This window comes from Neobacillus niacini, from assembly GCF_031457145.1.
In the GTDB taxonomy this organism is placed as follows: Bacteria; Bacillota; Bacilli; order Bacillales; family Cytobacillaceae; genus Neobacillus; species Neobacillus niacini_J.
This window is the reverse complement of sequence record NZ_JAVDVZ010000005.1, coordinates 349484-374730: the sequence shown is the minus strand read 5'-3', so window position 1 is coordinate 374730 and position 25247 is coordinate 349484. Positions and strand designations below refer to the sequence as shown.

Annotated in this window: 27 protein-coding genes and 1 other annotated feature; of the genes, 1 reads left to right on the top strand and 26 read right to left on the bottom strand. The window is 38.1% G+C overall.

Annotated features, from left to right (window positions below):
* Nucleotides 1-45: 45 nt before the first annotated feature.
* The 17 genes from J2Y03_RS15380 to rpsU form a co-directional block, all read right to left on the bottom strand.
* Nucleotides 46-681, bottom strand: coding sequence for a helix-turn-helix transcriptional regulator (locus tag J2Y03_RS15380; RefSeq protein WP_310195502.1), 636 nt, complete (start codon nt 679-681; stop codon nt 46-48).
* 50 nt (nt 682-731) lie between these two features.
* Entirely contained in the window at nt 732-2114 is a 1383-nt protein-coding gene (locus J2Y03_RS15375; RefSeq protein WP_310195500.1) for a glycine--tRNA ligase, read from the bottom strand.
* A gap of 56 nt (nt 2115-2170) precedes the next feature.
* Nucleotides 2171-2354 (bottom strand) — a binding site (T-box leader).
* 53 nt (nt 2355-2407) lie between these two features.
* Nucleotides 2408-3160, bottom strand: coding sequence for a DNA repair protein RecO (recO, locus tag J2Y03_RS15370; RefSeq protein WP_310195498.1), 753 nt, complete (start codon nt 3158-3160; stop codon nt 2408-2410).
* A 31-nt stretch (nt 3161-3191) separates the two neighbouring features.
* Entirely contained in the window at nt 3192-3335 is a 144-nt protein-coding gene (locus J2Y03_RS15365) for a YqzL family protein (RefSeq protein WP_075686228.1), read from the bottom strand.
* 161 nt (nt 3336-3496) lie between these two features.
* The gene (era, locus tag J2Y03_RS15360) at nt 3497-4417 is read right to left on the bottom strand and encodes a GTPase Era (RefSeq protein WP_132088464.1); all 921 of its coding nucleotides are present in this window, start codon (nt 4415-4417) and stop codon (nt 3497-3499) included.
* Nucleotides 4407-4808 carry a cytidine deaminase gene (locus tag J2Y03_RS15355; RefSeq protein ID WP_132088467.1) on the bottom strand — a complete coding sequence of 134 codons (402 nt, stop codon included), beginning with the start codon at nt 4806-4808 and terminating at the stop codon, nt 4407-4409. The genes era and J2Y03_RS15355 overlap by 11 nt, the downstream gene beginning before the upstream one ends.
* Before the next feature lie 205 nt (nt 4809-5013).
* Complete coding sequence (locus tag J2Y03_RS15350) at nt 5014-5388, bottom strand: diacylglycerol kinase family protein (RefSeq protein WP_310195495.1); 375 nt, start codon at nt 5386-5388, stop codon at nt 5014-5016.
* Nucleotides 5372-5845, bottom strand: a complete 474-nt coding sequence (ybeY, locus tag J2Y03_RS15345) for an rRNA maturation RNase YbeY (RefSeq protein ID WP_310195493.1) — start codon at nt 5843-5845, stop codon at nt 5372-5374. Before ybeY ends, J2Y03_RS15350 begins: the two co-directional genes overlap by 17 nt.
* Nucleotides 5842-8010, bottom strand: coding sequence for an HD family phosphohydrolase (locus J2Y03_RS15340; RefSeq protein ID WP_310195492.1), 2169 nt, complete (start codon nt 8008-8010; stop codon nt 5842-5844). Before J2Y03_RS15340 ends, ybeY begins: the two co-directional genes overlap by 4 nt.
* A gap of 235 nt (nt 8011-8245) precedes the next feature.
* A complete protein-coding gene (locus J2Y03_RS15335) occupies nt 8246-9214 on the bottom strand; it encodes a PhoH family protein (RefSeq protein ID WP_310195490.1) in 969 nt (322 codons plus the stop codon).
* Nucleotides 9211-10404: a sporulation protein YqfD gene (yqfD, locus tag J2Y03_RS15330; protein WP_310195489.1), complete on the bottom strand. Its 1194-nt coding sequence runs from the start codon at nt 10402-10404 to the stop codon at nt 9211-9213. Before yqfD ends, J2Y03_RS15335 begins: the two co-directional genes overlap by 4 nt.
* Nucleotides 10401-10703, bottom strand: a complete 303-nt coding sequence (gene yqfC / locus J2Y03_RS15325) for a sporulation protein YqfC (protein ID WP_132088485.1) — start codon at nt 10701-10703, stop codon at nt 10401-10403. Before yqfC ends, yqfD begins: the two co-directional genes overlap by 4 nt.
* Nucleotides 10704-10796: 93 nt before the next feature.
* Nucleotides 10797-11216 (bottom strand): hypothetical protein, encoded by a 420-nt coding sequence (locus tag J2Y03_RS15320; protein ID WP_310195486.1) that lies wholly within the window; start codon nt 11214-11216, stop codon nt 10797-10799.
* A gap of 23 nt (nt 11217-11239) precedes the next feature.
* On the bottom strand, nt 11240-12205 hold the full coding sequence (floA, locus tag J2Y03_RS15315; RefSeq protein ID WP_132089092.1) for a flotillin-like protein FloA: 966 nt from the start codon (nt 12203-12205) through the stop codon (nt 11240-11242).
* 47 nt (nt 12206-12252) lie between these two features.
* Complete coding sequence (locus J2Y03_RS15310; protein ID WP_310195484.1) at nt 12253-12885, bottom strand: NfeD family protein; 633 nt, start codon at nt 12883-12885, stop codon at nt 12253-12255.
* Between the two features lie 114 nt (nt 12886-12999).
* A complete protein-coding gene (locus tag J2Y03_RS15305; RefSeq protein ID WP_132088494.1) occupies nt 13000-13446 on the bottom strand; it encodes a GatB/YqeY domain-containing protein in 447 nt (148 codons plus the stop codon).
* A 15-nt stretch (nt 13447-13461) separates the two neighbouring features.
* Nucleotides 13462-13635 (bottom strand): 30S ribosomal protein S21, encoded by a 174-nt coding sequence (rpsU, locus tag J2Y03_RS15300; protein WP_075686208.1) that lies wholly within the window; start codon nt 13633-13635, stop codon nt 13462-13464.
* 212 nt (nt 13636-13847) lie between these two features.
* Here rpsU and J2Y03_RS15295 point away from each other — a divergent pair, with 212 nt between their 5' ends.
* A complete protein-coding gene (locus J2Y03_RS15295; protein WP_310195482.1) occupies nt 13848-14777 on the top strand; it encodes a Na/Pi symporter in 930 nt (309 codons plus the stop codon).
* A gap of 342 nt (nt 14778-15119) precedes the next feature.
* Here the strand turns inward: J2Y03_RS15295 and deoC are convergent, their stop codons facing one another.
* The 9 genes from deoC to hemW form a co-directional block, all read right to left on the bottom strand.
* Complete coding sequence (gene deoC, locus J2Y03_RS15290; protein ID WP_310195480.1) at nt 15120-15794, bottom strand: deoxyribose-phosphate aldolase; 675 nt, start codon at nt 15792-15794, stop codon at nt 15120-15122.
* 82 nt (nt 15795-15876) lie between these two features.
* On the bottom strand, nt 15877-17235 hold the full coding sequence (gene mtaB / locus J2Y03_RS15285) for a tRNA (N(6)-L-threonylcarbamoyladenosine(37)-C(2))-methylthiotransferase MtaB (RefSeq protein WP_132088503.1): 1359 nt from the start codon (nt 17233-17235) through the stop codon (nt 15877-15879).
* 5 nt (nt 17236-17240) lie between these two features.
* A complete protein-coding gene (locus J2Y03_RS15280) occupies nt 17241-17993 on the bottom strand; it encodes a 16S rRNA (uracil(1498)-N(3))-methyltransferase (RefSeq protein WP_310195478.1) in 753 nt (250 codons plus the stop codon).
* A gap of 105 nt (nt 17994-18098) precedes the next feature.
* Nucleotides 18099-19040: a 50S ribosomal protein L11 methyltransferase gene (prmA, locus tag J2Y03_RS15275; protein WP_132088509.1), complete on the bottom strand. Its 942-nt coding sequence runs from the start codon at nt 19038-19040 to the stop codon at nt 18099-18101.
* A 17-nt stretch (nt 19041-19057) separates the two neighbouring features.
* The gene (dnaJ, locus tag J2Y03_RS15270; protein WP_132088512.1) at nt 19058-20191 is read right to left on the bottom strand and encodes a molecular chaperone DnaJ; all 1134 of its coding nucleotides are present in this window, start codon (nt 20189-20191) and stop codon (nt 19058-19060) included.
* Between the two features lie 142 nt (nt 20192-20333).
* A complete protein-coding gene (dnaK, locus tag J2Y03_RS15265) occupies nt 20334-22166 on the bottom strand; it encodes a molecular chaperone DnaK (RefSeq protein ID WP_310195476.1) in 1833 nt (610 codons plus the stop codon).
* Nucleotides 22167-22200: 34 nt separating this feature from the next.
* Complete coding sequence (gene grpE / locus J2Y03_RS15260) at nt 22201-22791, bottom strand: nucleotide exchange factor GrpE (RefSeq protein ID WP_310195474.1); 591 nt, start codon at nt 22789-22791, stop codon at nt 22201-22203.
* 106 nt (nt 22792-22897) lie between these two features.
* A complete protein-coding gene (hrcA, locus tag J2Y03_RS15255) occupies nt 22898-23929 on the bottom strand; it encodes a heat-inducible transcriptional repressor HrcA (RefSeq protein WP_310195472.1) in 1032 nt (343 codons plus the stop codon).
* A gap of 122 nt (nt 23930-24051) precedes the next feature.
* The gene (gene hemW, locus J2Y03_RS15250) at nt 24052-25194 is read right to left on the bottom strand and encodes a radical SAM family heme chaperone HemW (protein ID WP_310195471.1); all 1143 of its coding nucleotides are present in this window, start codon (nt 25192-25194) and stop codon (nt 24052-24054) included.
* Nucleotides 25195-25247 lie beyond the last annotated feature (53 nt).

The window sequence follows — 25247 nt, the reverse complement described above, 5'->3', positions numbered from 1 at the left end:
TACTTTTTATTATTATCTAGTCCAGACCTAGGGATTTTATATTAATCACTCATTTCCCAAGGCAACAAATGCTTTTGTGATATTCGTCTTCGTTATTCTGCCAATAACTTCAAACCCATTTTCTGATTGCCTTACTACAGGTAATGCATCGATTTGTTTATCAATTAATAATTTCGCCACATCAACCAAGGAGTCATCCATTTCACAAGTCGTAATATTAGGCATTCTAGTCATAATGATATTGATTGGCAGCGCAGTAAGTTCTTGTTTGCCAATACTTGCTCGGAGCAGATCTTTTCGTGATAACACACCGACTAATAGAGAATTTTGGTCTACAACAAATAATGTTCCCACATCCTCAAGGAACATTGTACAAATTGCGTCATAAACCGAAACATTTTCCTTCACAATGATAGGAATGGAATTATAATCTCTCACAAGTATCTTCTGAAGACTTTCAGTTAATAGCGCAGTTCCTGATTTCCCTGTATAAAAATATCCCACCCGAGGTCTTGCGTCTAAAAATCCAGCCATTGTTAAAATCGATAAATCCGGTCTTAATGTGGCTCTTGTTAAGTTCAGTTGCTCAGCAATACTCTCCCCAGTGATAGGTCCATTATCCTTTACAATCTGAATGATAGTTTCTTGGCGTTTGGATAGTTCTATTTTTCTCACCACCATATATAATCCATTATGTAGAGGTGCGGAAATAATCCGCACCCTCTACATTACTAAAACATAATTTTTGTTTGAATGAAAGTAACTAATTCAGCGATTGGAACACGAGTTTGTTCCATTGTGTCACGGTCTCTAATGGTTACCATTTTGTCTTCTTTAGAATCAAAGTCAAAGGTGATACAGAAAGGGGTACCAATTTCGTCATGTCTGCGGTAACGTTTTCCGATTGATCCTGCTTCATCATAGTCAACAGAAAAATGCTTTGCCAGTGTTTCATAGACTTCCCTTGCTTCTTCAGAAAGTTTTTTAGACAATGGAAGAACCGCTGCTTTAAATGGTGCCAGTGCTGGATGGAAGTGCATGACTGTTCTGGATGTCCCATCTTCAAGCTGTTCTTCGTTATAGGCATCGATTAAAAATGCTAAGGTTACTCGGTCTGCGCCAAGTGAAGGCTCGATACAGAACGGGACATATCTTTCATTTGTCTCTGGGTCGATATAATTGAAATCTTCGCCAGAAAATTGCATATGCTGTTTCAGATCATAGTCTGTCCTTGAAGCTACTCCCCAAAGTTCTCCCCAGCCAAATGGGAATTTATATTCAAAATCTGTAGTCGCATTACTATAATGAGAAAGTTCATCATCTGAATGGTCACGAAGTCTTAAATTTTCTTTGTTTAATCCTAAGGAATGAAGCCATTGCTCAGCAAAATTCTTCCAATAATCAAACCATGTTAGCTCCTCACCTGGCTTACAGAAAAACTCAAGCTCCATTTGTTCGAATTCGCGAGTTCGGAACGTGAAATTCCCTGGCGTGATTTCATTACGGAAGCTTTTTCCGATTTGGGCAATTCCAAAAGGTAATTTCTTTCTCATTGTACGCTGGACATTTTTAAAGTTAACAAATATCCCTTGTGCTGTTTCAGGACGAAGAAAAATTTCATTCGCACTAGACTCCGTTACCCCTTGGAAGGTTTTGAACATTAAATTAAATTGGCGGATTCCAGTAAAATCATGACTGCCGCAGTCAGGACAGGCAATATTATGTTCTTTAACAAGTTCCTCCATTTTATCAAATGGAAGCCCATCAACCACCATTTCTATTCCCTTTTCATCAAGCGCATTTTCAATTAACTTATCGGCTCGATGTCTAGCTTTACAGTTTTTACAATCCATCATTGGATCATTAAAGTTACCGATATGTCCGGATGCTTCCCAAGTTCTTGGATTCATTAGAATGCTAGCGTCCAAACCAACATTGTATGGAGATTCTTGAACAAATTTCTTCCACCAGGCTTGTTTAATATTGTTTTTAAATTCTACTCCAAGTGGGCCGTAATCCCATGTATTTGCCAGACCACCGTAGATTTCTGATCCAGGAAAAATAAAACCTCTATGTTTCGCGTGAGAGACAATTTGCTCCATTGATACTTTCATTTTCATTACTCCTCCTTAATAAAATAAAAAACTCCCGTCCCTATGCTTTTAAAAAGCATAGGGACGAGAGTTACCCGCGGTTCCACCCTATTTGCTGCGGTAAAAGCAGCCTCTTTTACATGTGTAAAGTACACGAAATGCTCCAGAACGCCTTCCTTAGTGCCCTATACCCTAGCTCACACCATCCTAGGTTCGCTTTTATAGAGATTGCCAAGTACTCTTTTCCTTCGTAGCATTATATATTATTATTTAAACACATGTTATCGAACTCTAAATTAAAAGTCAATAAGCCACTATAATTGATTTCGAAATTTTTCCATCGACTGAAGAAATTTTTTGGATTTTAGATATAGACCGGAATATTCTTCATAGTAAGCGGAAATGACTGCTTTTAATTCATCTTTAGTTTCCTGTTTAACTGAGATATTTCCTAATCTTGAAAGATCAAAAAAATAAAATAGCCGTAATAATTTGACAGATGATGGCAATAATTTATAATGGTACGGATCCTTATCCAAGCAACGATGACATATAATCCCGCCTTCACGGATGGAAAAAGAAAAAAGTCCGTCTGTGCTGCCGCAAACGGAACATTGATTTAGTATTGGATGTAATCCCAACACAGCAAGCATTTTCATTTCGTAGATATTCCTTAGGATATCCGGATCATAGCCTTCGTTCAAATAATTAAGTGTTTGAAAAAGAAGTTCGAAATGAAATGGGTCTGGTTTTTTATCATCAGTAGATTTATCTGTTAATTCAACAATATAGCTGGCATAAGCAGTTAAAAATATATCCTCACCAATTGCTCGAAAGCTAGTAATCATTTCTCCCTGTTGAACACTTCCTAATCCAGAACCTCTTTGGACTAGATAATAACCATGTGTAAAAAGCTGGGTAATGGAGGAAAGCCGGCTGTTCGGCTTTTTAGCTCCTCTAGCCATAACGCCAATCTTTCCCCATTCCCTTGTATATAGGGTGATAATTTTATTGGTTTCACCATAATCTGTAGTTCTAATGACGATGCCTTCACATTTTTGAAGCATAGTTGTCACCATCCCGATACATTAGACAAACTTATGAAACGGGAAAATCCATTTGCGCTAGATCTTCATTCTGATTTCCGGGTATTTCTTGGTTTTCCTTCTCAAGCTCTTTAAAGAGAAGATAAGTGTCAATATTACCTGTCTGTAGGAATACTTTCCACGTAAAATCCATCATCGAAAACCCCACCTTTCATGATATAGACTAGCCTTTTAAGAATCCCAAACCTTACAATTATCATAGCCTGCCTAAGCAAAAATCATAAGACGAAAATTTTGTTAATGTTGTCCATGCATAATTTCATAAAAACGATAATATTTTTGTTAGGGTGTATAGTATCAATATTCATCTTCATTGAAGCCAAAATCGCGTAGTTGGGACATTTTATTTCGCCAATCCTTCTGAACTTTAACCCAAAGCTCTAAGAAAACCTTTGACCCTAAGAGATTCTCAATATCTACTCGGGCACGCTTCCCAATTTCTTTGAGCATACTCCCTTGTTTCCCAATAATGATGCCTTTTTGAGAATCTCTCTCCACAATAACAGTAGCCATTACATGGATGATATCCTTACCTCCGTGTTGACGTTCCATCTTATCTAGAACAACAGCAAGGGAATGCGGAATTTCTTCACGTGTTAAGTGCAGCGCTTTTTCTCGGATTAATTCTGTGATAATAAATCTTTCTGGATGGTCTGTTACTTGATCAGCCGGGTAATACTGCGGCCCTTCAGGTAAATAAACTTTAATTTGTTCTAGTAAACGTTCCACATTATTTCCTTCAAGTGCTGAAATAGGAACAATTTCTTTAAAAGGATACTTTTCTTTATATGATTCAATTAGTGGCAGTAATTCATCTGGGTGTATTTGATCAATTTTATTTATAACAAGGAAGATAGGTGTGTTAACGGTTTCGAATTTTTCAAGGATAAATTCTTCCCCACGGCCAAATCCTTCCTCGGCATTTACCATAAATAGGATTAAATCAACTTCTTTTAATGTGTTTTGAGCAACCTTCATCATAAAGTCGCCTAGTTTATGCTTTGGCTTATGAATCCCTGGTGTATCTATAAAAACCATTTGGGTATCTTCTAACGTTAATACACCCTGTATTTTATTACGAGTTGTTTGAGGTTTATCGCTCATAATAGCAATTTTCTGACCAATAACCCGATTAAGGAATGTTGATTTTCCTACATTTGGGCGCCCAATAATTGAAATAAAACCTGATTTATACCCTTTATTATCATTACTCAGCATTTAAATCCTCCGGAGAAAAGGCGCCTGGAAGCAATTCAGCTACAGTAACTTCTTGAATATCACCTTTTAGGTTTGTTAGAACGACCTTCATGTCTTGGGGACATAGTTCTGAGATTACCTGCCGGCATGCTCCACATGGTGAGCAGGGGCGTTCAGTATCAGCGACAACGGCAAGCATTGTAAAATCTCGATCACCTTGAGAATACGCATTAAACAATGCAGTACGTTCAGCGCAATTGCACATGCTATAAGCGGCATTTTCTATGTTACATCCATGATATACTTTTCCATCTGTTGTTAATAAAGCTGCTCCTACCCCAAACTTAGAATATGGAACATAGGCTTTTTCTCTTGCTTTCTTTGATTCTTCGATTAATTTCTCGGTGTTCAAAGTTCAATCTTCCCTTCGAGCAGTAATCTGCTGCTTTCTTTATTTTACCCTAAAAATGTCACAAAATCATCACTTGTTGCAAAAAAGTAATATAAAAATTTGAATTTTCATAAAAATCAACTAATTTAACTATATCAACCATAAGGCTGATAAGTAATTGTACCGAATTTGCAATTCCATTTCAAATAATGCCAAAAAATAAGTCTTATAGCCATCTAAGAACATGCGGTAAAAAGATGAAGATTCCAATCACTACTGCAGTTACAGCATAAATAAAGACCGCACCGGCTGCTAAATCTTTTGCTTGTTTAGCAAGCGGATGGTACTTATCTGTAATCATATCCACTACACGCTCGATGGCTGTATTAATTAATTCTAGAGAAAAGATTCCACCGATTGCAACAATAACAAATAACCATTCAAATTTACTTATAGAAAAGTACAACGAACAGCCAATTACAAATATGGAAGCAATCAAATGGATGCGCATATTTCTTTCTAACCAAAGGGCAGTCTTAATGCCTGTTAAAGCATAAGAAAAGGATTTCCATAACCGAACGGGTTTATCTCGTGAGTCCATAGTCGTCTAAAATTTCCTTTTGTCGAGAAAACATTTTTTCTTCCTCATCTTTTTCCATATGATCATACCCCAAAAGGTGGAGGAAACCATGGACACACAAAAAGCCTAATTCACGATTAAAGGAATGTCCATACTCTTTTGCCTGTTCTTCTGCCTTAGGTAATGAAACGATGATATCCCCCAACACACGGGGAAGCTCAGCCCCTATCAATTCGATTTCACCTTCTCCGAGCTCTTCCATTGCAAAGGAAATAACATCCGTAGGGGCGTCTTTATCTCTGTATTCCAGGTTAATTTCGTGAATTCTTTCATTGGATACAAAGGTTATAGATACTTCACTATGATTATCAACATTTTCTTTATTGGCTGCAAAATTTAACAGCTTTTCGATTTCATCCAATTGCACATCTGACAGTTGATTGGTTTCATCAACTAAATCAATCATCAACTTGTTCATACTTGAATCACCTTCTTTGTCATTTCTGGATATTCAATTCTCGAGTGGAAAATTCCCTTTAACGTTTCACAAAAAGAGTGGGATACTGTCTCTAACTCCTTTAAAGTCAAGTCACATTCATTTAATTGCCCATCCTGAAGACGGTCTGCAACAATCTTCTTAACCAACGACTCAATGGTCTCAGGAGTTGGCTGGTTAAGGGATCTAACGGCTGCCTCTACACTGTCAGCAATACCAACAATCGCTGATTCTTTAGTTTGTGCCTTTGGTCCAGGATATCGATAATCTTCTTCATTCACATCTTCTCCGCCTTGAGACGCCTTATGGAAAAAGTATTTCAACAAGGTGGTACCGTGGTGCTGTTCAGCGATTCGGATGATTTCCTTTGGCATATTGTATTTCTTTAATATAGCGGACCCATCTGTTACGTGTGAAATAATGATATTAGCACTTTTTTCAGGCTGTAAGCGATCATGTGGATTGTCATGGTGCATTTGGTTTTCTATGAAAAAGTTTGGTCGTTTTGTTTTACCAATATCGTGGTAATAACAGCCTACTCTTGCTAACAGCCCATTTGCACCAATTGCTTCGCAGGCAGCATCAGCTAAATTAGCAACCATAACACTATGATGATAGGTTCCTGGTGCTTCCATTAAGATTTTCCTAAGGAGTGGATGATTAGGATTAGAGAGCTCAATTAATTTCATTGTTGAGAGAATACCAAAGCTGGTTTCCAATAGTGGTAATAATCCCATCGTCAATACAGCAGAACTGATTCCTGAAAAAATGGCTGTTAATATATAATACCCATATTCTAACCCAGAAAATTGTCCGTTTGGCAAAAACATAAGTGCCCAAATCGTAAATAGATTGACGGCAGCAGTAAAAGACCCAGCTTGAAGGATTTTAGAGCGCTGATTCTGGTTACTTAAAAAGAGCACGCCTGCAAGGGCACTAAACAAGATATAGATCCCCATTGAAAAATTGAGCGTACCAGAAACCCCTTCGTTAAATAAAATACTTCCGAAAATAGAAAAGATAATAGATGACAGAATAGCAAGTTTCTCATCTATTAATATTTTCAATAACAATCCGCCCATAGCAGCAGGAAATAAGTAACCGATTCCTGAATAATTAAAAATTTGCAGCATACTGATGATTTTTAAAATGAAAAATGTCAGTAAAAAAATAATTCCAAACAAAAGAAAATTTGTCTGCCTCTTTTCTGGCTGCTCCTTCATTTGATAGAAATAAAAGTAAACAGCAGTCAAAATGATTGTGAGTAAGATAATCAACCCAATAAATGGTTTATAGGATTGTTTATTATCCAATAGACCTACTAGTTCAAGCTGTCGATACTCTTCCTGTCGGATTAATTTACCCTCTTCAATAATAATTTGTCCTTGTAGGATTTTTACCGGCTCAACAGTTTCTCCAGCTTGCTTACGCAGCTCTTCTGTTGCTTCTGGATCATAAAACTCATTTTGAATGACCGCATATCTTCCTAATTCAATGGCTGAATTCTTTAAGTCACCATTCAAAGTAGTAAATTTTAATTCTTCTTCTAGACCTTTTTTTGCATTTTCTACATCATCTGCAGAAATTCGTTTGTTCATTACATTGTTTATGGCTGTTACGGTTAAGTCTTTGGCAATCGATAATTCATCATTACTGGCCTGTACAAGTGCAGTAAAAACACGGTCTGAAAGATCCTTTATGACACGATCCGTTAGCTTTGCTTTAAGCATAGTTACTTTTTCTTCTACCGTTGGTTTGATAAACTCAATAGGGTCTTCATCAATCGCGTTTTGTTTTTTTGTCTCATCCTCAATTTCATCATTCACCTCAGAAGCTGAGTCAAAAATAGATGTAATTAAAGCAACCTGATTGGAGGAATATTCTTTTTTTAATGTATAGACATCTTTTACTTGGTCCAAGGCATCTTTTCGTTTTTTTTCGGTACTAATTTTATCCTCTACTGTTGCCGGTGATCGAATGGTCTTCTCCGCCACTGTTAACAGACCTACATCAAGTTTCTCAGGCTTTACGTTCCCGTACAAAGAGGTAAATAGTATTATTCCTAAAACAACAAAAACAACCACTCGGAAGAAGGTATAATCGAGAAGCTTTTTTATTTGTATTAAATACTGCTGTATTTTTTTCAACTTACTCCCCCCAAAAGCACCTAAATTAAACCGTAATCACCTATGTAGAACAGCTTTATGTAAGTCACTTTTCATGGATTTTTATAAATGCGATAACAGCCTCTTGTAAAATGATAACAGTTTTCCCCTTAAGTTTCATCCTCTATTAAAAGTAGGACCTTTTTTAAAGGTATTTGGTACAAATATATGGCAAAAGGGATAAACCTAGTGAATGGTTTATCCCTAATCTTGCGCTCTAATTTGGAAGTGGTTTCTTCTCATACGCCTCAATAATTCTGCCCACTAATGGGTGACGAACAATATCACTTTGTTCTAAGAATACAAAGGAAATTCCATTGACACCCAGTAAGATCTTTTCGGCCGCTATTAGACCTGACTTGGCACCTTTCGGTAAATCAATTTGCGTTTTGTCACCAGTAATAACCATTTTTGAACCAAAGCCAAGACGTGTTAAAAACATCTTCATTTGTGCATGAGTAGTATTTTGGGCCTCGTCTAATATAACAAAGGCATCATCCAACGTCCGACCCCTCATATAGGCAAGTGGAGCAATTTCAATCGTTCCACGATCAATTAATCTTTGGGTGTGTTCTGAACCGAGTATATCATTCAGAGCGTCATATAGGGGGCGTAAATAAGGATCAACCTTCTCTTTTAAATCACCTGGTAAAAATCCAAGGCTTTCTCCAGCCTCAACTGCAGGTCTTGTTAAAATAATCTTGTTTACCTGTCCATTTTTTAACGCATTGACCGCCATTACAACGGCTAAATACGTTTTGCCTGTCCCAGCCGGTCCAATCCCAAATACAAGGTCCTTTTGTCTTATGGCCATTACATATTGTCTTTGTCCAAGCGTTTTAATTCGAATCGTTTTTCCTTTTACATTCTTAGCAATTTCTTCGTCGTAAAGATTATCAAAATAATCAAGTGTCCCTTTTTGCGCCATTTGAATGGCGGACAAGACATCCCTTTGGCTGATGGTTACACCCTTTCTAATTACAAAAATAAGCTTATCAAGAATCTGACTGGCAAGTACTACTTTTTCTTCATCACCAGATAAGCTGACAGATTCTCCTCGCGTGACAATCGATACTTTCAATTCTTCTTCAATTATTTTTACATTAGAATCGGCATTGCCTAGGAGGGCAATTGCTTCAGATGGATTTTCTAGTTGTACATTCATTGTTTTTAACTTTTCTGTCATTCAGGAGTCTCCTTGGGAATTGGTTGTCCAACCGCAATATTTTCGATAACCTTAAAGTGGATATCTAGGATAACTTTACCATCTTTCAACTCTTTGTGTAAAATTTTTTCATCTTTTATGATAGCTTCTTCATCTAAACCACTTTTTATTTTATTTTTTGCTAGATCAAGAGCATTTTTTTCTGCTTCTGCTTCGGTATACGTCCGGGTAAACTCTTCACGTCCTCTTAGTGTTTCATTACCAATGGAAATAGGCAGCTCCCAATTAATAAAATTAATTTTCTTTACATTCTTTTCTGCTTCATAGTCCTTGAATTCAGGTTCGCCAAATCCCCATATAGGAATCTCAATATTTCCTAAGATGAGAGAGTGCTTTTGCTTTTCTTGACCGTTGAACACAAAGAAATTCGTTTCTAATGGGAGCTCAACATGGCTTCTATACCACGTTTCCCCCCAGACCTCTCCGACAGCCGCTATTTGCTGTGTTTGACCCTCCCTGCCAATAACGCCAGATACAAGTAATTCCCCGGCTTCTACATGGTCATGAATATCGACCATTTTCTGCCCAGTTTCTACGTACATAGAGTCAATGATGGCTTTCTTTTTCGCGACAAGATTTCTTGGTGCTAATTGTTCGACCTTCTCAGGTTCTTTCTTCTCGACCACTTGAAGATGATAGGTTGTCCCCTTTAAATCCACACCTACCCATGTAAGATTTCCAACATTGTTTGTTAACTTCCTTTGAATCCCTTCTACATTATCCACAAACAATTGAACTTTCCCAATCTTTACCCCCATCTTGTCCAATTCTTTGCGAATCTGATACTCGGTTGCAGGCTTTGCACCTTTAATTTCTATTCCCCAAATGACATTGGATAATAGCATAATAAGTAAGAAAAATAGAAATGCACCTGCTGCAAACCCGCTATTTTTCAATAATCGCTTAAATAAAAAAGGCATCCCAGCCCTTTTTAAAAACGAAATGGAACAATCTCTTTCTCGTGCATAATGTCTAATTTTCAATGCATCTTTAAGTCTCATCGTAAAGGTGATCGTTTCAGTACCATGTCGTTTTACATTCCATACCATCAAGCCGTTTCTTGTTAAGACATTTATGAATCTTTCTATACCTCTCCCCGACACTTTAACGGTTACTCTGCCAGTTAAAAATTCGATCCATTTGTTTTTCATTTTGTTCCTCCTGGATTTTCATTTATATATAGGACCTGATCAATTTTCCCCTCAAGCAAAATCTCTTCAGGCAAAATGGTCTTTATCACGAAAGACTTTCCTTTTATTTGCAATTGGCCCTGTTTTAACAACAGACGCAATTCTTTATCGGTAAAGGTTATCAACCCTCTATGATTTTCAATGTAAATATGGATTTGCCCGATCATGGTAATCCGGGGTAAGTCCATCATGACATCTTGAGGAAGATCCATTTTTTGTGCCATCCAGTTCCGGACACGCAGACCCCATTTTTTTGCCATAAAAAAAGAACCCCCTTTCATCTCATATTATGAAATGAATAGGGGTTCTAGCACTTTTTTTCTATTTATACTCTGTGATTTAAAATAATTAATTTAGCTTTTTCTTGGAATGTATGGTTTTTTTGATCGTGGTTCTCCTAAGATTTCTGCCCAAATGATACCATTAACAATGGTTGTGTTGTCTGGTTTTTTTAAAGAAATATCCACTGTCTCAACTGCTATTCTCGTAGATACATTCGGCTTCACTGGCTCTACAGTCATCTCTGGAGAATTGGTCTTCATTTGTTGATAATTTCCCTCTATATTTTGGAATTTTTGCTCCACAGGCTGCCCTGTAGAGATAGGTCCTGTTTTTTTCGGGAAGCCCGCCATTTGTTGTTCAACCTTTGTGCGAAAATCATCAAAACCTTTTGCCGTAAAAGGTTTGGTTCTTCCTGGACTATTTTTACCCTTTGCTTTACCAAAAATTGTTGAAAGAATACCGGCAATAATTAAAAATAATATTGTTTCCATGCCCGACCTCCTTCTGAGGAAGATTACTGGTCATCTTTTTTCTCACCGGTCATTTTTCCGATAGAACCGCGCATATCTGTATCAGCAGAAATATTTTTATAATTCATATATTCCATGACACTGATATTACCGGATTTTAATGCTTCTGCCATTGCCAGCGGCACCTCTGCCTCTGCCTCTACAACTTTTGCTCTCATTTCTTCTACTTTTGCCTTCATTTCCTGTTCTGTAGCAACAGCCATAGCCCTTCGCTCTTCTGCTTTTGCTTGGGCAATTTTCTTATCGGCTTCCGCTTGCTCCGTTTGCAGCTCAGCACCAATGTTTCTGCCTAAATCAACATCTGCAATATCAATCGATAGAATTTCAAAAGCGGTACCTGCATCTAACCCTTTAGCTAATACTGTTTGCGAAATCAGTTCAGGATTCTCAAGTACTTTACTATGGTCGATTGAGGAACCAATCGTCGATATGACCCCTTCACCTACACGAGCTACGACAGTATCTTCACCCGCACCCCCGACAAGACGCTCGATATTGGCACGGACGGTAATCCTTGCTTTAGCTTTAACTTCTATCCCATTCATGGCAACACCGGCAATAAACGGTGTTTCAATCACTTTAGGATTAACACTCATTTGAACCGCTTCTAATACATCACGTCCCGCCAAATCAATCGCAGCGCAGCGTTCAAAGGATAACTCAATGTTTGCACGGTGTGCAGCAATCAAAGCATTTACCACTCTATCGACATTCCCGCCAGCTAAGTAGTGACTTTCTAACTGATTAGTGGTTACATTTAATCCTGCTTTATGTGCTTTGATAAGTGGATTAACTACTCGACTCGGAGTAACCCTTCTAAGTCTCATCCCTACTAATGTGAAGATACTAATTCTAACCCCTGCAGCCAGGGCAGAAATCCACAGCATTACCGGAACAAATGATAATAATATACCAAGAAAAATTAATGCAACAACAACGATGCCGATCATAAATAGACTTGCACTAGTCAATTCAATTACCCCCTATTAGTCATTTATTATACTTTTCTAACAACAATCCGTACTCCTTCAACTTTGATGACAGTAACCTTTGTATTTTTATCGATGAAATCGCCTTCAGTTACAACATCAATTCTTTCACTATTAAAAACGGCTGTTCCTGATGGTCTTAATACAGTCAATGCAATGCCTTCTTTACCCAATAAATCGGTACGATTCACATTAGACACATAGCCATCCTCTTTTTTGGCGGTATCAAACAGAATCATTCGATTAAATAAAACCATTTTCTTGCCTAGGACCTTGATCATAAAAAATAGGACAGCAATTGAAATACAAATAGCAATAAAAATCGATATTCCCATATTCAATGGATTTTCTCCTGCTATGAAAAGACTTGCGATTAATGCTGCCAATCCTAGTGTTCCTGAAATGGCCCCTGGAAGAAAAAATTCTAAGAAAATTAGCATAATTCCTACAGCAAATAACAGGATCGTTCCAAATCCTGCAAGACCAGCTTGAAAATGACCATAAAAGAAAAGAAGTAATGCAAATAAACCTATGAATCCAGATATTCCAAACTTTGACGAAAACAGTTCATAGACTATAGCTGCCCCTGCAATCGTTAATAGCAACGTTACAACGACAGGGTTTGTTAAAAACTCAACCATATTTATCCTCCTTTCATGTCGACACTATGTATACGTTTCATATCCAAATAAGTTTCAACTTCCCAAAATGAAAAACCGCAAGCTATACGCTTGCGGCCTTGGTTGTCAGAATAATTATGAAAGGTGTTGTTGTACGTATTTATTTACAAGTGACCCGTCTGCTTTACCCTTTACTTTAGGCATAATCGCAGCCATCACTTTTCCCATATCCGCTTTTGATTTTGCACCGACTTCAGAGACTGTTTCTTTAACAATTTCTGACAACTCTTCTTCGGAAAGCTGCTTCGGTAAATACAGTTCGACGATAGCCAATTCTGCACGCAATTTATCAACAAGGTCTTGACGACCTGCTTTATCAAATTCATGGAGGGATTCTTTGCGTTGCTTCACTTCGCGAGAAAGGATAGTTAACTCAGCATCTTCGGAAAGCTCTTTTGTTCCAAGCTTAATCGCTTCATTTTGCAATGAAGCTTTTACCATCCGAATCGTTATGAGTTTGTCTTTTTCCTTATTTTTCATCGCTTGTTTCATGTCAGTATTTAAACGCTCGAGAAGACTCATAAATTACACCCTCTCTTAGAACTTACGTTTTCTTGCTGCTTCAGACTTTTTCTTACGCTTTACACTTGGCTTTTCGTAGAATTCGCGCTTTCTTGCCTCTTGCAAAGTACCAGTTTTTGATACTGTACGTTTGAAGCGACGAAGAGCATCTTCAAGCGATTCGTTTTTCTTAACGACGGTTTTAGACATTCTCTTTCCCTCCCTCCGAAACACAACACACTTACATTCAATCCATGTACCTTGCAATTATAATATATCATAGAAATTAGGTCAACTGTATTTCCAGAGTTGAATCAAGCTTTTGATATTTTTATTCATAAATCCATAATTTATTGAATAACCCACCATAAATTTGGCATGTCCTCCCCCCTAAGGCATAGAATTAAGCGAGGGGTGAATACATGCTATACCTAGTATTATTTATTTTATTTATCTTATTATTTATATTCGGCATGACCATAATAAGGTTTGGATTATTTAATTTATCGGGGAATAAATTAAAAGGATGGCTGGCAAAACTAACAAGTACACCACTAAAAGGTATGGTGACAGGCACCTTTGTTACTGCATTATTACAGAGCAGTTCAGCAGTCATGGTCATAACGATTGGCTTAATTTCAGCAAAAATCATGACTTTTCCTCAATCTATCGGGATTATTTTGGGTACAAATATCGGAACAACCTTTAAAACAGAGCTAATTACCTTCAATCTTGATAAATTTCTAGTACCACTTGCTATCATTGGAGCCTTACTTACCTTTTTTAAATCTATAAAGATTAGAAGCATCGGTATGGTCACCTTTGGAATCGCCTCAGTCTTTACATCTATGAAAGGTTTTGAGCTTCTAGCTAAGCCGTTAACCGCACTCCCATTCATCAATAATTTTATCCTCTCCATAAACGATAATATCCTTTTGAGTATTTTAACTGGAGCAGTCATTACTTCCATTATTCAATCAAGTACAGCTATGACCGGGATCACTATGGGTTTTTTAACTGCAGGTCTGCTCCACCTGGATGCAGGTATTGCTATCGTATTTGGTGCCAATATTGGTACATGTATTACTGCAATGATTGCTTCGATTGGAGGTGGAAAAGAATCTAGATTGGCTGCATTTGCACATGTTTGGCTCAATGTAGCTGGAGTATTACTGTTTACTCCCTTTATCCCAGCACTGTCCGAAAATGCCCATTTATTAGCAGAAGAAAAAATGATCCAGTTAGCTCATATTAGTGTCATTTTTAATGTGGTTTCCTCGATTATGGTACTACCTTTTGCCACGAAATTTGGTGAAATGATTTTGAGGATACATGGTGGAAAAACAAAGTAATATAAACAAAAAGAAGACAGCCTTGGCCGTCTTTGATTGAGGACTAATCCTTTCAGTATGCTGCTCGTTAGTTTTGTCCTCAATACCCATGATTGAGGACTAATCCTTTCAGTATGCTCGTTAGTTTTGTCCTCAATACCCCTGATTGAGGACTAATCCTTTCGGTATGCTCGTTAGTTTTGTCCTCAATACCCCTGATTGAGAACTAATCCTTTCGGTATGCTCGTTAGTTTTGTCCTCAATACCCCTGATTGAGGTCTGGAGATCACGCTTCAAACTTATTGCCCTCATAATGGGATCCGTTAGTTTCTCTCTAACCTCAGACGGCCTTGGCCGTCCTTTTTAGTAGTCAGAAGTAGCTGTTAATCCTTTTAGAATGGCAACTCCTGCACTTGCGCCAATTCTTGTCGCACCGGCTTGAATCATTTTTTCCGTATCCTCGGTATTTCTAACCCCGCCAGATGCTTTTACACCAATATTTGGTCCTACCGTTTCTCTCATGAGCTTGATATCTTCAACAGTAGCACCACCTGTAGAGAATCCAGTAGATGTTTTCACATAATCTGTTCCTGCCTTTACTGCTAGCTCACAGGCACGAATCTTTTCTTCCCTTGTTAACAAGCTCGTTTCTATAATGACCTTTGTTAATGCCCTGCCCTTTGCTGCTTCAACAACTGCACGGATATCTTTTTCAACCAAGTCATCATTTTTATCTTTCAAAGCACCGATGTTAATTACCATATCAACTTCATCTGCTCCATTTTCAATTGCATTGTTTGTCTCAAAAGCCTTTGTTTCGGATGTTGTGGCTCCTAATGGAAATCCAATAACGGTACAAACCTTCACACCACTGCCACTTAATAATTCTCTTGCAGTGCCTACCCAAGTGGGGTTCACACAAACGGAAAAGAATTTATGTTCTTTAGCCTCCTGGCAAAGAATTTCAATTTGCTGCTGAGTAGCGTCGGCTTTTAACAGTGTATGGTCAATCATTGCAGCAACGTTAGTAGTAGCCATGAGTATAGACTCCTTTCAATTTTCAATCTTTCTAACAATAGAATACCCAAATATCATGAAAAAAAGGGACCAAATAGGTCCCTTAAATGGCAGCTTCTTCTTCTGCAAATACATCTGATTTTACACGATTATCTTCAACAATACGGACAAATTGTCCTTCATTGTACGGATAACCAGCTTTTGTAATTTTTACTTTAACAAGTTTACCAATCATGTCTTCTGTTGCAGGGAATACAACTTTCAAATAATTGTCTGTATAACCTACATACATACCTGTACTGAATTCTTCCTCAGGAATGACTTCTAACACATCACTTTCAAATCGTGATGAATATTCCTTTGCCAACTGATCAGAAAGGGTAATTAAGCGGTGTACACGCTCATTCTTAACCTCTTCATCAACTTGGTCCTCCATCCGGGCTGCAGGCGTTCCTGTGCGCTTAGAATAAGGGAAAACATGAAGCTCTGAGAATTTATTTTTATTAATAAAATTATAAGTTTCCATAAATTCTTCTTCTGTCTCACCAGGAAAGCCAACAATAACATCTGATGTAACAGCAAGACCAGGAAGTACTTCTTTTAAACGGTCTAATCTTTCGCCAAAGAATTCCATCGTATATTTACGTCGCATTCTTTTTAATACAGTATTCGATCCAGACTGAATCGGGATATGCAAGTGACGAACAATGATGTTAGAATGCTTAATTACTTCAATTACTTCATCGGTAATTTGACTAGCTTCAATAGATGAAATTCGGAGTCGTTCCAGTCCTTTTACTTGAGCTTCCAAATCACGAAGCAACAAGGCTAGATTGTAATCCTTCATATCCTCACCATATCCACCCGTGTGAATCCCGGTTAATACGATTTCTTTATAACCTGCATCAACAAGCTGCTGTGCTTGACGAATAACTTCCTTTGGATCACGTGATCTCATTAAGCCACGTGCCCAAGGAATAATGCAGAAGGTACAGAAATTGTTACAACCCTCTTGAATTTTTAACGAAGCGCGTGTTCGATCGGTAAACGCTGGAACATCAAGCTCTTCGTAAACACGATTTTTCATGATATTGCCTACACCGTTAATCGGCTGGCGTTCTGTTTTATATTGCTCAATGTATTCAAGCATTTTCACCCGATCCTGGGTTCCGACTACAATATCAACACCAGGTATCGCCATAATCTCTGCGGGAGATGTTTGTGCATAACATCCAGTCACACAAATTACAGCATCAGGATTTTTACGAACTGCACGGCGAATGACTTGGCGGCTTTTTTTGTCGCCCGTATTTGTTACCGTACAAGTATTTATAATATAGACATCAGAGATTGACTCAAAATCAACTCGATCATAGTCTTCATGCTTGAACAATTGCCAGATTGCTTCAGTCTCATAATGATTTACCTTACATCCAAGTGTATGAAAAGCGACTGTTGGCATTTTATTCATCTCCTCAATAATTCAAAATGGTAGGAAATCGCCGCTAGAGCATATAAGGGCGCCGTTTCCGTTCTTAATATCCGCGGACCTAACCCGCAAAGGACAAAATCATTTTCTTGTAGAAAGCCAACCTCTTCTTCAGCTAGTCCACCCTCAGGACCGAAAACAATCAGCAGCGATTCGCCTTGTTTCATTTTTTGTATCGTTGCTGAGAAGATAGATGATTCACCGCTTCTGCTTTCTTCCTCATAAGCAGCTAATTTATAATCAAAGTTTTTACTTTTTTCTATCAAAGCTTTAAAATTCATCGGGCTAACAATATCAGGCACCATTCCGCGATGGGCTTGCTCTGCTGCTTCTTTAGCAATTTTTTGCCATCGATCTATTTTTTTAGCAGATTTTTTTTCATCCCATTTTACAACCGAACGGCGGGCCGAGAATGGAATGAATTCATGGGCACCAAGCTCTGTACCTTTTTGAATAATCCATTCAAGTTTGTCCGCTTTTGGCAGTCCACTTGCAATCGTGACTAAAATAGGAAGCTCTGACTTCTCATCTATCCATTGTACAACGTCTACAACGACATGTTCATCGGTAATTTTTGCAATTTCACAGACAGCTGTGTCCCCCTTAGGATCTACACAAATGACTTTGTCCCCAATCTCCATACGCATAACCTTAATCATATGATGACGATCATCCGCATCGATTACAAAACTATTTTCATTTGTTCGGTGTTTAACAAAGTACCGTTGCATGCGATGCACCCCTCTAAAAACATTTACTCTTTATTTTACTAAAATAAAGACTTTATATAAAGAATGGAAATAGAAAAAAAGGGGTTAATCCCCTTTTTGTAAGCATTATACCCTTTTCGCGATTATGGCAACCCAATCTTCCATTAAGATTGTTTCCGTGATTTCAAATCCAGAAGAAATTAGTGCTTCTTTAACCATATCCTTCTTCTGCTGAATAATCCCTGAAGCTATGAAAGAGCCGCCAGGTTTAACTACACGTGCTACATCATCTGTAAACCGCAAAATAACTTCAGCTAAAATATTCGCAACGATAACATCTGCAGAATTTTCTTCTACACCATCTAAGAGATTATTTTGCGAAGTGGTTACTTTGTCATTTACTTTGTTGAGCTTTATGTTTAGTCTTGCTGAAGTTACAGCTATTTCATCTAAATCAAAGGCACGGACATCCTCTGCGCCTAACATGGCAGCAGCAATACTAAGAACACCGGAGCCAGTTCCAACATCAATGACCCTGTCACCTGGCCTGACAGACTTTTCTAAAGCTTGGATACACATGACTGTAGTCGGATGTGTTCCGGTTCCGAAAGCCATACCAGGATCCAGTTCAATGATTAATTCATCACTGCTTACTGGAGTGTATATCTCCCAAGTAGGTACGATAGTAAACTTCTCTGAAATTTTAACAGGATGATAATATTTCTTCCATGCTGTAGCCCATTCCTCTTCGTTCACTTCACTAATGGTCACTTTATTTAATCCTATATCGATATTATGAACAATAAGGCTATTTACTGATTCTTTTATCGCATCTACAGTTTCACCCAAGAAACTGTTTACTGGCAGATAGGCTTTTACAATAACGCCTTCTTCAGGGTAATCATCTGGATTGAGTTGGTAGATTTCCCCGAATTGATCCTCCCTTTCCTTTGTTAGTTCAAAAGGATCCTCAATAACTACGCCGCTTGCACCGGCCTCATGTAAAATATGCGATATTGGTTCAACCGCTTCGTTTGTAGTGTGAATACTAAGTTCAGACCACTTCATTCTACCAACTCCAATCCTTACTCGCCCTTAAAGGCTCGTTTTACTTTTGAGAAAAAGCCTTCTTCATGTTCACCAATTGGTGAGTTGCCACTAAGGTCTGCAAATTCACGCAAAAGCTGCTTTTGTTTATCTGTTAATTTAGTAGGAGTAATCATACGGACAATAATGTGCTGATCCCCTACTCCATACCCCCGTACATTTGGAATACCTTTTCCTTTAAGTCGGAATTTGGTTCCTGTCTGTGTTCCCGCAGGAACTTTAAGTTTAACTTTACCATGCAAGGTTGGCACTTCGATTTCATCACCAAGTGAAGCTTGAACAAAAGTGATAGGCATTTCACAATAAACGTCATCGCCATCTCTTTCAAAAAACTCATGTTCCCTCACGTGGAAAACAATATACAAATCTCCAGAAGGACCACCGTTAATACCGCCCTCACCTTGTCCAGAAATCCGTAATTGTTGGCCATCATCAATACCTGCAGGGATTTTCACATGAATTTTCTTGCGCTTTTTCACTTTGCCATTACCGCCGCAAGTTGAACATTTGTGTTTAATTTCTTTACCTGTCCCATTACAATGGTGACAAATACGGCGATTAACTACCCTGCCAAATGGTGTATTTTGCTCAATATTTAACTGTCCTGTTCCATGACAGTGTTGACATGTTTCAGGATTTGTTCCTTTTTTAGCACCAGAACCGTTACATGTACCACATGTTTCTTCACGAGGAATTTCAATATCTGTTTCTTTTCCAAATGCTGCTTCTTCGAAAGAAATTGTCATAGTGTACTGTAGGTCTGCACCCTGTCTTGGCGCATTTGGATCACGTCGGCGCGAGCCGCCGCCGCCACCGCCAAAGAACGTATTAAAAATATCTTCAAAGCCACCGAAACCACCGCCGAAATCAGCGCCGCCGCCAAATCCTTGATTCGGATCAGTATGACCAAATTGATCGTAGTGTGCCTTTTTTTGATCATCGCTTAAAACCTCATAAGCTTCGGCGATTTCTTTAAATTTATCAACAGCATCAGCCTCTTTATTAATATCTGGATGATATTGTTTAGAGAGCTTTCGATATGCTTTTTTTATCTCATCCTTAGAAGCGCTCTTACTAACACCAAGCACCTCATAGTAATCTCGTTTGCTCATGATTACCACTCCCGAATATTTCACATAAAAATTATTCTATCATTTATAAGACCTTCATTGCAATAAATAGTCATGACCCTAACATAGAAAAAGCCAAAGTCGATGCTGACTTTGACTTTTTCATCAGTTAGTAACTCAAATTTTATTTCTCATCCTTGATTTCTTCAAATTCAGCGTCGACTACATTGTCATCTTTAGGACCAGCGCTTCCGCCTTCTGGACCTTGTGCTCCTTGGGCTGCTTGAGCAGCTTGCTCATATAGCTTAACAGTTAAAGCTTGAACAATTTCTTGAAGTGCGTCTTTTTTCGCACGGATTTCTTCAAGCTCATTTTTCTCAATTGCTTCTTTTAACGCATCTTTAGCTTCATTGGCTTTTGCAACCTCATCCGCGTCAACTTTACCTTCTAAATCTTTTAATGTTTTCTCAGTTGTAAACACTAGTTGGTCTGCTTCGTTACGAAGCTCCACTTCTTCTTTACGCTGCTTGTCAGCTTCAGCGTTTTCTTCTGCTTCTCTGACCATTTTTTGAATTTCCTCGTCAGAAAGACCTGTGGAAGATTTGATTGTGATTTGTTGTTCTTTATTTGTACCTAAATCTTTTGCTCGTACATTTACAATACCGTTCTTATCGATATCAAAGGTTACTTCAACTTGTGGAATTCCACGTGGTGCTGGTGGTATATCTGATAATTGGAAGCGTCCTAAAGTTTTATTTAGATTTGCCATTGGACGTTCCCCTTGAAGAACGTGGATATCAACAGCTGTTTGATTATCAGCTGCAGTTGAGAATACCTGTGATTTAGATGTTGGAATCGTTGTGTTACGATCGATTAGTTTTGTAAGTACGCCGCCCATTGTTTCGATACCAAGTGATAGTGGCGTAACGTCAAGTAGAACTACATCCTTTACATCACCTGTGATAACGCCGCCTTGGACCGCAGCACCCATTGCTACAACTTCATCCGGGTTAACTCCACGGTGTGGCTCCTGACCGGTAGCTTTTTTAATAGCTTCTTGAACTGCAGGAATACGAGTTGACCCTCCAACAAGAATAACCTTATCAAGCTGTGATGGTGATATACCGGCATCACTTAATGCTTGGCGAGTTGGTCCCATTGTCCGTTCAACAAGATGTGCAGATAGCTCATCAAATTTAGCTCTTGACATTGTTACTTCCAAATGAAGCGGACCAGCTGCACCAGCAGTGATAAACGGTAATGAAATTTGAGATGATGCTACTCCAGATAAATCCTTTTTCGCCTTTTCAGCTGCGTCCTTTAAACGCTGTAATGCCATCTTGTCTTGAGAAAGGTCAATCCCATTTTCTTTTTTGAATTGTTCTACAAGGTAATCGATAATAACTTGGTCAAAGTCATCTCCGCCAAGGCGATTATCACCAGCAGTTGATTTAACTTCGAAGACACCATCGCCTAATTCAAGGATGGATACGTCAAAAGTACCGCCGCCAAGGTCGTAAACAAGAATGGTTTGGTCTTGATCTGTTTTATCTAAACCGTATGCAAGAGCTGCAGCTGTTGGTTCATTGATGATACGTTCAACTTCTAAACCAGCAATTCTACCCGCATCCTTTGTTGCTTGACGCTCTGCATCATTAAAGTAAGCTGGTACAGTAATTACCGCTTTGGTAACTGGCTCCCCTAGATAATCTTCAGCGTAAGATTTTAAATATTGAAGGATAATAGCTGACATTTCTTGTGGAGTATAGTTTTTACCTTCTACTTCTACTTTGTAATCTGTTCCCATATGACGTTTAATGGACATGATGGTATTTGGGTTCGTAACAGCCTGACGCTTAGCCACTTCCCCAATTTGGCGTTCACCGTTTTTAAATGCTACTACTGATGGTGTTGTACGGTTTCCTTCTGGATTGGGAATAACCTTTGGTTCGCCGCCTTCAAGAACGGAGACACATGAGTTTGTTGTACCAAGGTCAATACCGATAATTTTACTCATAACGTTTTTCCTCCTAGATAATAATATGTAGGTTTTATTGGTTTACCTTAACCATTGATGGGCGGATCAAACGATCCTTCAACATGTATCCTTTTTGGAATTCATCAGTCACGATGTTTGAACCAAAATTCTCATCTTCCCCTTGCATAACGGCTTGATGGAAGTTTGGATCAAATTCCTTACCAACTGCTTCAATTGGCTCAACACCTTCTTTTTTCAAGGCATCAACTAAACTTCGATAAACCATTTCCATGCCTTGAAGCAAAGTTTTGGTTTGCTCATTATCAGCTCCAACTTTTAAACCTCTTTCAAAGTTATCTAGAACTGGGAGCAATTCAGTGACCAATTTTTGTGCTTTATATTTTTCGCCTGCCTCGATATCTAATCGAGTACGACGACGGAAATTATCAAAATCTGCTTGAAGACGCAAGTAACGATTATCTGCTTCTTCTAGCTTACTAGTAAGGGCTTGTATTTCAGCAGCATAGTCTACAGCTGTTGATTCCTCAGTCGAGTTCTCTTCTTCTGCAAAAACTGTTTCAACTTCCTCATCGGTAAGTTCTACTTGTTCATTCGTATGAACTTCAACTTCCTCATTAAGCGTGTTGTTACTTTCTTTTGTCAACTTACTCACCTCCTTAAAGGATTACTAAAACATATATTGAATAAATGATTTCATAAAAAGGTGGGTGAAAAAAGTACATTTCACCCCATACTCAATATTTCCAGCCCTAATATTTTTGATACAGGTTTGTTAATACTGAGGTCAAATCCTTACTTAAAAACTGCAGCAAGCTTATGACGCGAGAATATTCCATTCTAGTTGGACCAAGAATCGCTATGGTTCCTAATTTCTCTGCTCCAACTGAATAAGTTGCCGTAATAAGGCTGCAATTTTCCATTGCGCTATTATTATTTTCCCTGCCAATTTTCACATTAATACCAGCTGCGTCATGTTTGATTAAAGGATAAATCCTTTCTTCATGGTCAATCATTTGCAACAGACTGCGAATTTTACTGATATCATGAAACTCTGGCTGACTTAGCATATTTGTTTTTCCACCAAAGAAAAGTTTTTCATTAACCGGCATTTTTAAGGAATCCGCTACAGTACTAAGCATTAAATCATAATTTCTGATATGCTGCCTTAGCAATGTCGCAACTTCTTTGTAAATTTTATCGTTAAGGTCTTCAAGGGCTACACCGGTTAACCGTTCGTTAAGAATGTTAACCGTTTTTTCCAAATCACTTGCATCCACGGTAGAAGGCAAATAAAATGTGCGGTTTTCAACGTGTCCTGAATCGGTAACAAAGATTGCCACTGCTGTTTCCTTGTTTAAAGGAATAATTTGAATCCTTTTAAGCTTGTTGAAACTGGCTGCAGGACCTAAAACGATAGAAGTATAATTGGTTAGTTCTGATAAGATTTTGGCTGATTTTTGAATAATTTTTTCAAATTCAAAAATCTTCTCAGCAAAGATAGATTGAATGATGGATATATCCTGTTTATTTAATGCTTGAGGCGACAGTAAATGGTCCACATAATAACGATAACCCTTTTCAGAAGGTACACGGCCTGAAGAAGTGTGGGTTTTTTCAATATAGCCTAAATCTTCAAGATCAGCCATTTCATTCCGAATGGTCGCTGAACTAAATGATATTTCTTCCTTTTTCGACAAACTCCTTGAGCCGACAGGCTGTGCAGACCGAACGAAATCATCAACAATAACCTGAAGAATCAATAATTGACGATCTGTTAACACCTTTCATCACCTCTGTTAGCACTCATTAAGGTCGAGTGCTAATTCTATTAATAAATTATCAAAAATAGGGGGATGATGTCAATCATTTGATATTAAGAAATTGAAAGCTACCTAATTAGGGGCTAGTTCGAAACCCCTAAAAATGCTTGAAAAACTTCATTTCCTAAAAGCCGCCCTGTTTTAGTTAAATATATATTATCTTTTTTTACTTCTATCCATTTTTTTGCAATCAAATCAGAAATCTCATTTTTAAATATTTCCAGTGGGTCAATATCAAATTTTCCGATGAAATGGGCTATAGATACTCCATCTGTTTTTCGCAGACCTAAAAACATTTCTTCTTCTATTTGTTCTGCTTTAGAAGTTTGGTGTTCCTGAAAGATAGGGAGGTTCCCGTTATCAATTAGTCCCATATATTTTTTCAATGGTCCAGCATTCGAGCGTCTCCAGCCATCCACATAGCTGTGAGCACCAGCACCGAACCCATAATAGTAATCGTTATTCCAGTATGTTAGGTTATGTTTGCTTTCATAGCCAGACTTTGAAAAATTACTAATTTCATACTGATTAAATCCGTGCTTTTCCATTTGCTCCATAAGCAGTTCATACATTGCTGCTTCCGCATCCTCTCCCGGTGTAGGGAGTTTTCCTTTTTGCATAAGATTGTAAAAAACTGTCTTTGGTTCAATAATTAACGAATAGGCCGAATAATGTTGAATGTCTAGTGTAAAAGCTTGAGTCAATGACTCTTTAAAGTCAGTAATGGTTTGAGTCGGCAGGCTGAAGATTAAGTCAATGCTAATATTTTTGAAGCCAATAGACTTTGCATTCTCTACTGTTTGGTAAACATCTTTTGCACGATGGACACGACCAATTTTCTTTAATAATTCATCATTAAAGGTTTGAACACCAAGACTAAGTCTGTTTACACCTGCATCTTTTAATATTTGTAACTTTTCTGTTGTTAAATCACCTGGATTTGCTTCAAAAGTAAATTCAACATTTCTACTCATCGGTAAGTTCCTGGTTATACTTTCGCAAAACCGTTCAAGCTGCTTTTCATTTAGGGAGGTCGGTGTCCCACCGCCCACAAAAATGGTTTGCAGTTTGTCAGTTGGATATTTGTTTAATGTTAGGACCATTTCTTGCTCAAGTGCCTGCAAATATTCATCCACCGGCTGCCCTTTAAGAAATACTTTATTAAAATCACAGTAATGGCAAATATGCTCACAAAAGGGGATATGGAGATAGGCAGCTTTAATCATACTTCACCTTCTTATTTTGAAATAAAAAGAGGCTGGATTTTGCCTATTAATAG

Bases quoted from the DNA above. Each gene is read 5' to 3' on its own strand.
- J2Y03_RS15380 (WP_310195502.1), bottom strand. From the start codon at position 681: ATGGTGGTGAGAAAAATAGAACTATCCAAACGCCAAGAAACTATCATT.
- J2Y03_RS15375 (WP_310195500.1), bottom strand. From the start codon at position 2,114: ATGAAAGTATCAATGGAGCAAATTGTCTCTCACGCGAAACATAGAGGT.
- recO (WP_310195498.1), bottom strand. From the start codon at position 3,160: ATGCTTCAAAAATGTGAAGGCATCGTCATTAGAACTACAGATTATGGT.
- J2Y03_RS15365 (WP_075686228.1), bottom strand. From the start codon at position 3,335: ATGATGGATTTTACGTGGAAAGTATTCCTACAGACAGGTAATATTGAC.
- era (WP_132088464.1), bottom strand. From the start codon at position 4,417: ATGCTGAGTAATGATAATAAAGGGTATAAATCAGGTTTTATTTCAATT.
- J2Y03_RS15350 (WP_310195495.1), bottom strand. From the start codon at position 5,388: ATGGACTCACGAGATAAACCCGTTCGGTTATGGAAATCCTTTTCTTAT.
- ybeY (WP_310195493.1), bottom strand. From the start codon at position 5,845: ATGAACAAGTTGATGATTGATTTAGTTGATGAAACCAATCAACTGTCA.
- J2Y03_RS15335 (WP_310195490.1), bottom strand. From the start codon at position 9,214: ATGACAGAAAAGTTAAAAACAATGAATGTACAACTAGAAAATCCATCT.
- yqfD (WP_310195489.1), bottom strand. From the start codon at position 10,404: ATGAAAAACAAATGGATCGAATTTTTAACTGGCAGAGTAACCGTTAAA.
- yqfC (WP_132088485.1), bottom strand. From the start codon at position 10,703: ATGGCAAAAAAATGGGGTCTGCGTGTCCGGAACTGGATGGCACAAAAA.
- J2Y03_RS15320 (WP_310195486.1), bottom strand. From the start codon at position 11,216: ATGGAAACAATATTATTTTTAATTATTGCCGGTATTCTTTCAACAATT.
- floA (WP_132089092.1), bottom strand. From the start codon at position 12,205: ATGATCGGCATCGTTGTTGTTGCATTAATTTTTCTTGGTATATTATTA.
- J2Y03_RS15310 (WP_310195484.1), bottom strand. From the start codon at position 12,885: ATGGTTGAGTTTTTAACAAACCCTGTCGTTGTAACGTTGCTATTAACG.
- J2Y03_RS15305 (WP_132088494.1), bottom strand. From the start codon at position 13,446: ATGAGTCTTCTCGAGCGTTTAAATACTGACATGAAACAAGCGATGAAA.
- rpsU (WP_075686208.1), bottom strand. From the start codon at position 13,635: ATGTCTAAAACCGTCGTTAAGAAAAACGAATCGCTTGAAGATGCTCTT.
- J2Y03_RS15295 (WP_310195482.1), top strand. From the start codon at position 13,848: ATGCTATACCTAGTATTATTTATTTTATTTATCTTATTATTTATATTC.
- deoC (WP_310195480.1), bottom strand. From the start codon at position 15,794: ATGGCTACTACTAACGTTGCTGCAATGATTGACCATACACTGTTAAAA.
- mtaB (WP_132088503.1), bottom strand. From the start codon at position 17,235: ATGCCAACAGTCGCTTTTCATACACTTGGATGTAAGGTAAATCATTAT.
- J2Y03_RS15280 (WP_310195478.1), bottom strand. From the start codon at position 17,993: ATGCAACGGTACTTTGTTAAACACCGAACAAATGAAAATAGTTTTGTA.
- prmA (WP_132088509.1), bottom strand. From the start codon at position 19,040: ATGAAGTGGTCTGAACTTAGTATTCACACTACAAACGAAGCGGTTGAA.
- dnaJ (WP_132088512.1), bottom strand. From the start codon at position 20,191: ATGAGCAAACGAGATTACTATGAGGTGCTTGGTGTTAGTAAGAGCGCT.
- dnaK (WP_310195476.1), bottom strand. From the start codon at position 22,166: ATGAGTAAAATTATCGGTATTGACCTTGGTACAACAAACTCATGTGTC.
- hemW (WP_310195471.1), bottom strand. From the start codon at position 25,194: ATGATTAAAGCTGCCTATCTCCATATCCCCTTTTGTGAGCATATTTGC.